The following is a 9676-nucleotide window of genomic DNA, read 5'->3' on the forward strand; positions in this document are numbered from 1 at the left end:
CTTCCCAATCAATATGATAATCGGGTGTTTTCAAAGGAATATTTACAGGTTTTCCCCCGTTGAGGATCACTGCAGGTTCATAGCAATCATAGGCAGGTGTGAACATGATTACTTCGTCCCCTTTTGAGATAAAAGCTGTTATAACAGTAAAAATAGCCTGAGTGGCACCGGCTGTAATGGTGATGTCTGTTTCGGGCAAGTAATTACTGCCGTATAGGGTATTTAACTTATGGCAAACGCTTTCGCATAAAGCGGGTAAACCTGCCAAGGGAGCATATTGGTTGTAGCCGTCACGCATCGCTTTTGAGACCAGGTCAATAAGGATTTTATCACTTTCAAAACCCGGAAAGCCCTGAGACAAGTTGATGGCATTTTGGTCTGCGGCCAGTTTGCTCATCACCGTGAAAATGGTGGTCGATACTTCGGGTAATTTGGATGAAATGGGAAAATGCATAGGAATTCCTGATGAGTTTTTTATCTGCTAAAGTTCTGAAAATAATGCAAGAAACACGAATCTTACCCAAACAAATATGAAACCACTTCCTCAATTTTGGAAACCTTCTGAACACTTATGCCTGAATTCAGCTTGGGAATTTTACAATATTTTGAAACCATAATGGTATTGAAACCCAGTTTTTCAGCTTCCAAAATGCGTTGTTCAATCCTGGCCACCGGACGAATTTCACCGGCAAGACCCACTTCGGCTGCAAAACAAATGTCCTTGGGTAGTGAGATGTCTTCATTGCTGGAGAGGATAGCTGCCACGACTGCCAGGTCAATTGCAGGGTCATCCACTGAAATGCCTCCTGTAATATTTAAAAATACATCTTTTGCTCCTAACCTAAATCCCGCGCGCTTTTCCAAAATGGCAAGAATCATATTCAGTCGCTTTGCATTGTAGCCTGTTGTAGTGCGTTGTGGCGTGCCATAAACAGCCGTGCTCACCAGCGCCTGGATTTCAATAAGCAAGGGTCTGATGCCTTCCAGTGTAGCAGCGATGGCATTTCCACTGAGGTCTTCTTCGTTTTTTGAAATGAGAATTTCGCTGGGATTGGGCACTTCCCTTAGGCCGTCTGCACGCATTTCATAGATCCCTATTTCGTGCGTGGAGCCAAAACGGTTTTTATGCGACCTTAAAATTCTGTACACATGGTTTCTGTCACCTTCAAATTGCAATACAGTGTCTACCATATGCTCAAGGATTTTTGGCCCGGCGATGGTTCCGTCTTTGGTGATATGCCCGATGAGCAAAACCGGTGTGGCAGTTTCCTTGGCATATTTAATGAGTTCTGTGGTACATTCTTTTATTTGCGAAATGCTTCCGGCACTACTCTCAATATAATCGCTGTGCAGGGTTTGAATGGAATCAATCACCACAATTTCGGGTTGCAATTCTTCTATTTGTTTGAAGATGTTTTGGGTTTTGGTTTCGGTGAGGATAAAGCAATTTTCTACTTTTGACGGAATGCGTTCAGCACGCATTTTAATTTGTTTCTGGCTTTCCTCCCCTGATACGTAGAGTAACTTGTATGGCATCTGCAAAGCGATTTGCAAAAGCAAGGTAGATTTGCCAATACCGGGTTCGCCTCCCAAAAGGATTAAAGACCCGGGGACGATTCCTCCACCCAGCACACGATTGAACTCTGTGTTTTGAGTGTCCAGGCGGGCTTCTGCCGTTGTGTCAATTTCATTGATCCGTAACGGTTTTGTGAGTCTGTTTGATTTGGTTTGAGAAGGTTTCCAGCTTACCTTTTCTGGTTTTTCAATGAGTTCTTCGGTAATGGTGTTCCATTCTTTACAGGCCGTGCACTGACCTTGCCATTTGGCAAACTGGGTGCCGCAATTCTGGCAGAAAAAAGCTGTTTTTATTTTTGCCATTAGAAGCCAAAGTCTTGTTTGATTTTATCAGCTCTGTCTAAAAGCATGTCTATTGTAATGAACCCAACTTCTTCCAGTTCAAAAGCCGATTGATAAGTCCGCATCGCTTTTTTGGGTTCTCCGGTTTCTTCAAAGAAACGGCCTAAATAGTAACTTCCTAAAACTGTGTTTGGATGTTCTTTTAAGGCCAACTGAGCGACCTGTTCGAGTGATGTCCATTCTTTTTTTCGTTCGGCTGCTGAAGCAATTGCAATAATATCATTTTCGCGCACTTCAGTTTTAAAACCAAATAAATTTTCAATAGTGGTATATTTTGTCATTAAATAATCAAAAACCGGCGTTTTAAGATTGAGAATAATCTCATCATAATCTTTTTTGCTGATGGGTCTGAAAATTGAAAATATTTCTTCCAGTGCTGATGGAATGGCTTTCCCAACCAATGAATAATGGGAAGCTCCCTCAAAATCATCAAAATAATAGTGAATATTTTCCTTTTTAATGGTTTTCATTTTTTCGTGAAGCTCAAGAGTTACTTCTCTAATGGGCTTTAAGTCGTTGGAGCCTGTTGCCAGGTAATAAAATATTTTATGGGGAGTTTTTGAAATACTTTCAGTAATGCGACTATCCATCATTGGCGCCAAGTCAGGGCTTAACGATAAATACCCGTTAAACAATGGTGGGTCTTTAAACAGATAGTAATTCATAAAGTTGGCCGTGAATTCGTGACCTACAGCCAGGATAAATTTTGCAGTTCTGTAATTTTTATCAATGTGTGGAATTAATTCCATTCCAATAAATTCAAAAAAATTGGCTCCTTTTTCAGTGGGTAAAAAGTTGGTGTCGTCATATTGGCCATCAAAGTTGCGAGTGCGACCTTGCATTATTCCTACAACGATTGCTTCCGGCATTTCTTCCCAATAAGAATAGTAGTCAACATTTCCGGCTACGGGTTCAAAAAGGTAGTCTGCATCAAAAACCAAAACTATGGGGTATACTTTTTCAATATTGGCATCATAATTACGCGGAAGTTGGATTTTCAATCTTCTTGTTTCCTGAAGTTTGGTTGAATTGAATTCTTCATAAATCACTTGTGAGGACATGCCTGTCATCATAAACAAACACAAAAGTAGAAGTACTGATTTTGTTTTCATTATTTGAAAAAATTTGATTGAGATGTGAAAGGTATAAATTATTTTACTTTTTAGTGTAAAAATTTAATTCATTGAAGTTTAAAAGTATTTTGGTGCTTAAGACTTTATTTTATTTAACACCGGAAGCAATAAAAAGGACAGTCCGCCAAGCATGATTACCATTGCTGTTTGTGAGGACCATACCAACCAACCAAAAGCGGTTCCTGCGGTTTCGGGCACACCAAAAAGAAGTAACACCCCGGCAATAAAAAAGGGATAAGAACCAAAGCCGCCATTAGTAAACACAATGGCTAGACTTCCAACCACAAAAGAGGTAAGTATAGCAGATAAGGAAATTCGTGAAGTTTCAGGCAGGGCAAAAATCATCACATAAAACATACAGACATACATCAACCAGATAAAAAGTGTGTGCCCAATAAAGGCCCATTTTTTTTCCATTTTGAAAATACTGAGTATACCTTCTTTCAAACCTGCCAAAAATGTTTTAATCTTAATGCTTAAGGCAGAATTGGATTTTTTAAGATAATAAAAGAATAAAAATACAAATGGCACTGCAATACCTATAAGCAGGTAGATTTTAAACAAATCAAGGCTCTCTTGAAGGTATCCTGAAATCAAGGGAAATTGCAAAATGAGAGTAACACCAATAAAAACCAGAAGGATTACTGAATCTGCTACCCGTTCAGAAATAATGGTCCCGAATGCTTTGTCAAAAGGAACCTTTTCATATTTATTGATAACCAGTGCTCTGGAGATTTCCCCGCTTCTGGGAATGAAAAGGTTCATGAGATAAGCAATATATACCGCCATCAAATTGTTTGAAAAAAGGGGTTTGTACCCTAAAGGGGCCAGCATAAAATTCCAGCGATATGCACGCGATAGGTTGCTGAGCAATCCAAAGATGATACTCAAGACTACAAAACCATATTTAGCATCACGGAAATGGTCTTTAATTTCCTGGAGTTGTTGTGGAGTGAATTTATTATAGGAATACCATATCAAAAAAACCCCTAACAAGAGCGGCATGGCTATCTTAAGGAATTTTATGGTTTTCTTTTTCAATTTCTTATTTCAGAAGGTTGGTTTCTTCGTCAGGAAAGAGGAGTGCCGGTTTGAATGTACGGGCTTTTTCAATGTCCATCATAGCATAGGTGATGAGAATTAGCACATCACCTACGGCTACTTTTCTTGCAGCAGCGCCATTCAGAGTTAATTCGCCGCTTTTTCTGGGCCCCGGAATGGCATAAGTTTCAATACGTTCACCATTGTTATTGTTGACAATTTGAACTTTTTCACCCTGAATGATATTTGCGGCATCCATTAAATCTTCATCAATGGTTATACTGCCAATATAGTTAAGGTCTGCACCTGTAACTTTTACTCTGTGAATTTTTGATTTTACTACGTTTACAAACATTTTGCAAAGATAATTAATTTAATGCGATATTATCAATCAACCGAATTTCTCCGGCAAAGACGGCTATAAATGCGCGGTATTTTTTATTTTTTTCAATTTCCACAAGGGGTTTCAGGGTTTCTTCTTCGGCTATTTCAAAATATTCTAGTGACAATTCTGTAGCGTTTTTAAAAACTTCACATACCCATTGCACCAGTTCTTTAGCATTTTTTGTGCCAAAATCCATTTTCACTTGTTTCAACACGCTGTAAATCAGTGGAGATTCAGACAGTTGTTTTTCATTAAGCCTTTTGTTTCTTGAACTCATAGCAAGACCCGAATTTTCCCTAAGTATGGGGCAACCCACAATATTCACATTCAAGTTTTCAATGACTGCAAGTTGCTTTACGATTTGCAATTGCTGAAAATCCTTTTCGCCAAAATAAGCATTGTCAGGCTGCAGCAGATTGAAGAATGATTTTAAAACAGTGCCCACCCCGTCAAAATGACCGGGCCTGAATTTGCCTTCCATTTCATCTTCAATGCCACCAAATTCAAAATGTTCAGATTGAATGCCCTTGGGATAAACATCAGTGACTTCAGGAACATAAACTAAAACACTCTTCCCAAAACCCGAAAGCAAGGTGGCATCCTGCTCTGTAGTGCGTGGGTATTTTTTAAAATCCTCGTCACTATTAAACTGTGTGGGATTTATAAAAATGCTTACTACCACAAAGTCATTATTTTCCAATGCTATTGAAATCAATGAGAGGTGTCCATTGTGTAAAGCACCCATAGTAGGCACAAACCCAAGAGTTTTATTCCTTGATTTTAAGTCGTTTAGAACGGGTTTTAAGGTTTTAAATGAGGTAAATAGTTGCATATTTTTATTGGAAACGGGGTGCAAACTTAAGATAATCCCTTCAATCTGCATAAATTTTCGTAATTTTGCATGTTTTTTAAACCCTAATTTGAATAAAGAATTATATATGAAAGATAAAAGAGTCTTGTATGTGTCATCAGAAGTGATTCCCTATCTACCTGAGACCGAGATTTCTTCAATGTCGTTTGAAGCACCGCGAGCAGTAAACAATAAGGAAGGTCAAATAAGAATATTTATGCCGCGTTATGGCAATATTAATGAAAGGAGGCATCAACTTCATGAGGTCATCAGGCTGTCGGGTATGAATTTAGTAATCAATGATTTGGATATGCCTTTAATCATTAAAGTTGCATCCATACCTAAAGAAAGAATGCAGGTTTATTTTATTGAAAACGACGATTATTTTAAAAGAAAAGCCACTTATGCAGATGAAGACGGCGTATTTTTTCCTGACAATGATGAACGGGCCATCTTTTTTGCAAAGGGCGTTATTGAAACTGTAAAAAAGCTCAATTGGTCACCAGATATCATTCATGTTCATGGTTGGCTGGCTTCATTTCTTCCACTTTATTTAAAAAAATATTATGGAAACGAGCCTTTATTTGAAAACAGTAAAATTGTAACATCGATATACAATCAAGGCTTTGTTGGAACGTTAGATAAAGAGGTGGTTAATAAAATTGGATTTGACGGAATTGAACAAGAAGATGTCACTGAATTAAAAGAACCCAACTACAGCAATTTAATGATTACAGCCATTAAACATTCTGATGCGGTTATTATTGGTTCTGAAAGCATACCTTCTGAGATAGAGACTTATCTTAAAAATATTGACAAACCCGTGTTAAAGTTTCATAATAAAGAAGAGTTTCAAGAAGCTTATATCGATTTTTACACCTCAAAAGTTCTAGGTTAAACTACCCCAATTTTTTCTTTAAATAATTATTAAGCAAATGAATTCAATCGTTAAATATTTTGGTTTTTCAATTCTACTAATCACACTTGGGTCTTGCGCAGAGGATTTTAGTTCTGTAGGAAGTGATATTATTGGAGATCCAAATTTTGAATTCGATCTGTATGAGAATGCATCGATTAAGGCTTATAGCAGAAGAGCCTACCCTGTTCAAACAAACAACCTTCCGGTATACCAGCTTGGGGTTTATAATGATCCTGTTTTTGGCATATCTGAAGCCAGTATTTTGACTCAGGTCACTATGAACGAAACAAATCCAACATTTGGGGAAAACCCAGAGATAGAAAGAGTTATTCTTGATATTCCTTATTTTTCAACCTCTCAAGGTGCAGGTGATGAAACCACATATACTTTAGATTCTATTTTTGGTCAGGCTCCTTTTAAGCTTTCAGTTTATGAATCCAACTACTATTTAAGAGACTTTGATCCCGCAAGTGGTTTTGAAGAGCCTCAAAAATATTATTCCAATCAAGGTCCTGTTTTTCAAAACTTTCTAGGTCAGTTACTATTTGAGGAAAGTACATTTACACCCAGTAATGCGTCTGTTATTATCAATCCTGACAGTGAGGAAGAAGAAAGGCTTGCACCAAGGTTTAGAGTAGAGTTAGGGCTAGAGGCCATCAATTATTTTAAAGAAAAAATATTAGATCAAGAAGGTACCGATGTCTTGTTGAACAACACAAATTTTAAAAACCATGTTAGAGGTTTGTATTTTATAGCTGAAGCAACTGACGGACAGGGCAATTTAAGTTTATTGGATTTGACAGAAGCCTCAATTGAGATTATCTATACAAAAGATGATCAAAGCACTGGAGGAACCAGTGGTTTAATACCTCAAAATCCATTAATGGAAGATGATCGAGTCGAGGATACCTTTACGTTATCATTCAATGGAATTACCGTTAACACTATAGAAAACAATTTACCTCCCGAGCTCGAAAACACACTAAATAACCCCAACCCCAATGGCGAAGAAAACCTCTATCTCAAAGGGGGTGCCGGTACAATAACAATCATTGAACTTTTTGGAGAAGATTTAAACAATAATAGTGTTTCTGATGAGCTGGAAGATTTACGCAATAAAAAGTGGCTCATCAATGAAGCAAATATTATATTGAACGTGAATAAAAATCTAGTTAACGGAAGCCCTTCAGAGCCTGAGCGCATCTTTCTATATGACTTGAATAACAATACTGTTTTAATAGATTATCAACTTGACAATATTACTCCTGCAAATAGTTTAATAGATTATAAAATTAACCACTTGGGCAGACTTCAAAAAGACGCTTCAGGAAATGGTGAATCTTATCGGCTTAGGATAACAAACCACATCAGCAACCTGATTAATAAAGATTCAACCAATGTAAAATTAGGATTAGTGGTGAGTCAAAATGTTAATATAAGAACTTCACAATCCTTACAAAACGAAATCCCACCGGGTATTGAAAACGCTCCTACTAATAGTGTTATTTCACCAGAGGGCACTGTACTTTTCGGGAATACTACTTCAAACCCTGACAAGAGTATAAAACTCAATATTTACTATACAGAAATCAATAATTAATTATGTGTGGAATTGTAGGTTATATAGGACACAGAGAGGCTTACCCTATCGTATTAAAGGGTTTACAGCGTCTTGAATACAGAGGCTATGACAGCGCCGGTGTTGCAATCTTTGACGACAATGAAATAAACCTATGTAAAACAAAAGGAAAAGTTGCAGACCTAGCTCTCAAAGTTAAAAATGAAATTTCAACTAAGGGAACTTTGGCAATCGGCCATACCCGATGGGCAACTCATGGGGTTCCCAACGATGTCAATTCACACCCACATTTTTCAAACGCCGGAAATTTAGTGATTATCCATAATGGAATTATTGAAAATTATGGAACCATAAAAAAAGAACTTATAAAAAGAGGTTACAATTTTACCTCAGACACCGATACCGAGGTTTTAGTCAACCTGATTGAAGATGTCATGAAAAATGAAAAAGTAAAACTTGGAAAAGCGGTTCAGATTGCTTTAAACCAGGTTGTAGGAGCTTATGCCATTGTAGTTTTTGATAAAAACAAACCAAATGAGTTGGTTGTAGCCAAACTAGGAAGCCCGTTAGCAATAGGAATAGGTGAAGACGAATTTTTTGTTGCCAGTGATGCTTCCCCATTTATTGAGTTTACCAACAATGCCATTTATCTTGAAGATGAAGAGATGGCTGTTATCAGAAGAAACAAAGAAGTAAAAATCAGAAAAATAAAAGACGATTCGCTAGTTGAGCCCTATGTACAAGAGCTTCAACTAAATTTAGAGCAAATTGAAAAAGGAGGTTTTGATCATTTTATGCTCAAAGAAATTTATGAGCAACCCAATGTGATTAAAGACACTTACAGAGGAAGGCTTTTAGCCGATCAAGGACTTATCAAACTAGGTGGATTGGAAGACCATATTCAAAAATTTGTGAATGCAAACAGGATTATCATTATTGGTTGTGGTACTTCTTGGCATGCAGGTTTGGTTGCAGAATATATTTTTGAAGACCTTGCCAGAATCCCTGTTGAGGTTGAATATGCCTCAGAATTCCGTTACAGAAATCCAATCATCACCGAAAAAGATGTCGTCATTGCCATTTCACAAAGTGGTGAAACCGCTGATACACTTGCAGCTATTAAATTAGCCAAATCAAAAGGTGCTTTTGTATATGGTGTTTGTAATGTCGTTGGTTCAACAATTTCCAGAGAAACCCACAGTGGAACCTACACACATGCCGGTCCTGAAATTGGGGTAGCATCAACAAAAGCATTTACTACTCAAATAACAGTATTAACCTTAATTGCTTTAAAACTTGCCAGTGTTAAAGGCACAGTTTCATATAGAGATTACAATATATATTTGCAGGAATTGGAGTTGATTCCTGAAAAAGTAGAAAAAGCTCTTGAATCAAATGAGCATATAAAGGCTGTTGGAGAGGTATTCAAAAACGCCAGAAACTTTCTTTACTTAGGAAGAGGATATAATTTTCCTGTGGCATTGGAAGGTGCTCTTAAACTGAAAGAGATTTCATACATTCATGCTGAAGGCTATCCTGCTGCTGAAATGAAACATGGCCCCATCGCACTGATTGATGAAGAAATGCCGGTGGTGGTTATTGCAGTAAACAGTAATCACTATGACAAAGTTGTAAGCAACATACAGGAAATCAAATCAAGAAAAGGTGTAATCATCGCTATTGTATCAGAAGGAGATACTACAGTAAAAGAAATGGCAGATTATGCAATAGAAGTACCACACACCCCTGAGTCCCTGACACCTTTGATTACAACAATACCATTGCAATTGCTCTCTTACCACATAGCAGTAATGCTAAACAGAAATGTTGACCAACCCAGAAATTTAGCAAA

Annotated in this window: 9 protein-coding genes; 3 read left to right on the forward strand and 6 right to left on the reverse strand. The window is 37.5% G+C overall.

The features are described from left to right. From AACY61_RS03460 to panC, 6 genes are all read right to left on the reverse strand, one after another. The coding region (locus AACY61_RS03460) for an aminotransferase class I/II-fold pyridoxal phosphate-dependent enzyme (RefSeq protein ID WP_339610201.1) at positions 1–454 on the reverse strand (454 nt) is incomplete at its 3' end. Positions 455–516: 62 nt separating this feature from the next. After that, complete coding sequence (radA, locus tag AACY61_RS03465; protein ID WP_339610202.1) at positions 517–1878, reverse strand: DNA repair protein RadA; 1362 nt, start codon at positions 1876–1878, stop codon at positions 517–519. Then, a complete protein-coding gene (locus tag AACY61_RS03470; protein WP_339610203.1) occupies positions 1878–3029 on the reverse strand; it encodes an alpha/beta hydrolase-fold protein in 1152 nt (383 codons plus the stop codon). Before AACY61_RS03470 ends, radA begins: the two co-directional genes overlap by 1 nt. 96 nt (positions 3030–3125) lie before the next feature. Then, positions 3126–4055: a lysylphosphatidylglycerol synthase transmembrane domain-containing protein gene (locus AACY61_RS03475; protein ID WP_339610209.1), complete on the reverse strand. Its 930-nt coding sequence runs from the start codon at positions 4053–4055 to the stop codon at positions 3126–3128. Between the two features lie 40 nt (positions 4056–4095). Further along, the gene (gene panD, locus AACY61_RS03480) at positions 4096–4446 is read right to left on the reverse strand and encodes an aspartate 1-decarboxylase (protein WP_339610204.1); all 351 of its coding nucleotides are present in this window, start codon (positions 4444–4446) and stop codon (positions 4096–4098) included. 13 nt (positions 4447–4459) lie between these two features. Further along, a complete protein-coding gene (panC, locus tag AACY61_RS03485; RefSeq protein WP_339610205.1) occupies positions 4460–5308 on the reverse strand; it encodes a pantoate--beta-alanine ligase in 849 nt (282 codons plus the stop codon). A 106-nt stretch (positions 5309–5414) separates the two neighbouring features. Between panC and AACY61_RS03490 the strand changes: the two genes are divergently transcribed. From AACY61_RS03490 to glmS, 3 genes are all read left to right on the forward strand, one after another. Beyond that, positions 5415–6224: a glycogen/starch synthase gene (locus AACY61_RS03490; protein ID WP_339610206.1), complete on the forward strand. Its 810-nt coding sequence runs from the start codon at positions 5415–5417 to the stop codon at positions 6222–6224. 37 nt (positions 6225–6261) lie between these two features. Then, positions 6262–7845, forward strand: coding sequence for a DUF4270 domain-containing protein (locus AACY61_RS03495; protein ID WP_339610207.1), 1584 nt, complete (start codon positions 6262–6264; stop codon positions 7843–7845). Positions 7846–7847: 2 nt separating this feature from the next. After that, the coding region (gene glmS, locus AACY61_RS03500; RefSeq protein ID WP_339610208.1) for a glutamine--fructose-6-phosphate transaminase (isomerizing) at positions 7848–9676 on the forward strand (1829 nt) is incomplete at its 3' end.

The sequence above is a fragment of the uncultured Planktosalinus sp. genome (genome assembly GCF_963973675.1).
Classification (GTDB): Bacteria; Bacteroidota; Bacteroidia; order Flavobacteriales; family Flavobacteriaceae; genus Planktosalinus.

Bases quoted from the DNA above. Each gene is read 5' to 3' on its own strand.
- radA (WP_339610202.1), bottom strand. From the start codon at position 1,878: ATGGCAAAAATAAAAACAGCTTTTTTCTGCCAGAATTGCGGCACCCAG.
- AACY61_RS03470 (WP_339610203.1), bottom strand. From the start codon at position 3,029: ATGAAAACAAAATCAGTACTTCTACTTTTGTGTTTGTTTATGATGACA.
- AACY61_RS03475 (WP_339610209.1), bottom strand. From the start codon at position 4,055: ATGCCGCTCTTGTTAGGGGTTTTTTTGATATGGTATTCCTATAATAAA.
- panD (WP_339610204.1), bottom strand. From the start codon at position 4,446: ATGTTTGTAAACGTAGTAAAATCAAAAATTCACAGAGTAAAAGTTACA.
- panC (WP_339610205.1), bottom strand. From the start codon at position 5,308: ATGCAACTATTTACCTCATTTAAAACCTTAAAACCCGTTCTAAACGAC.
- AACY61_RS03490 (WP_339610206.1), top strand. From the start codon at position 5,415: ATGAAAGATAAAAGAGTCTTGTATGTGTCATCAGAAGTGATTCCCTAT.
- AACY61_RS03495 (WP_339610207.1), top strand. From the start codon at position 6,262: ATGAATTCAATCGTTAAATATTTTGGTTTTTCAATTCTACTAATCACA.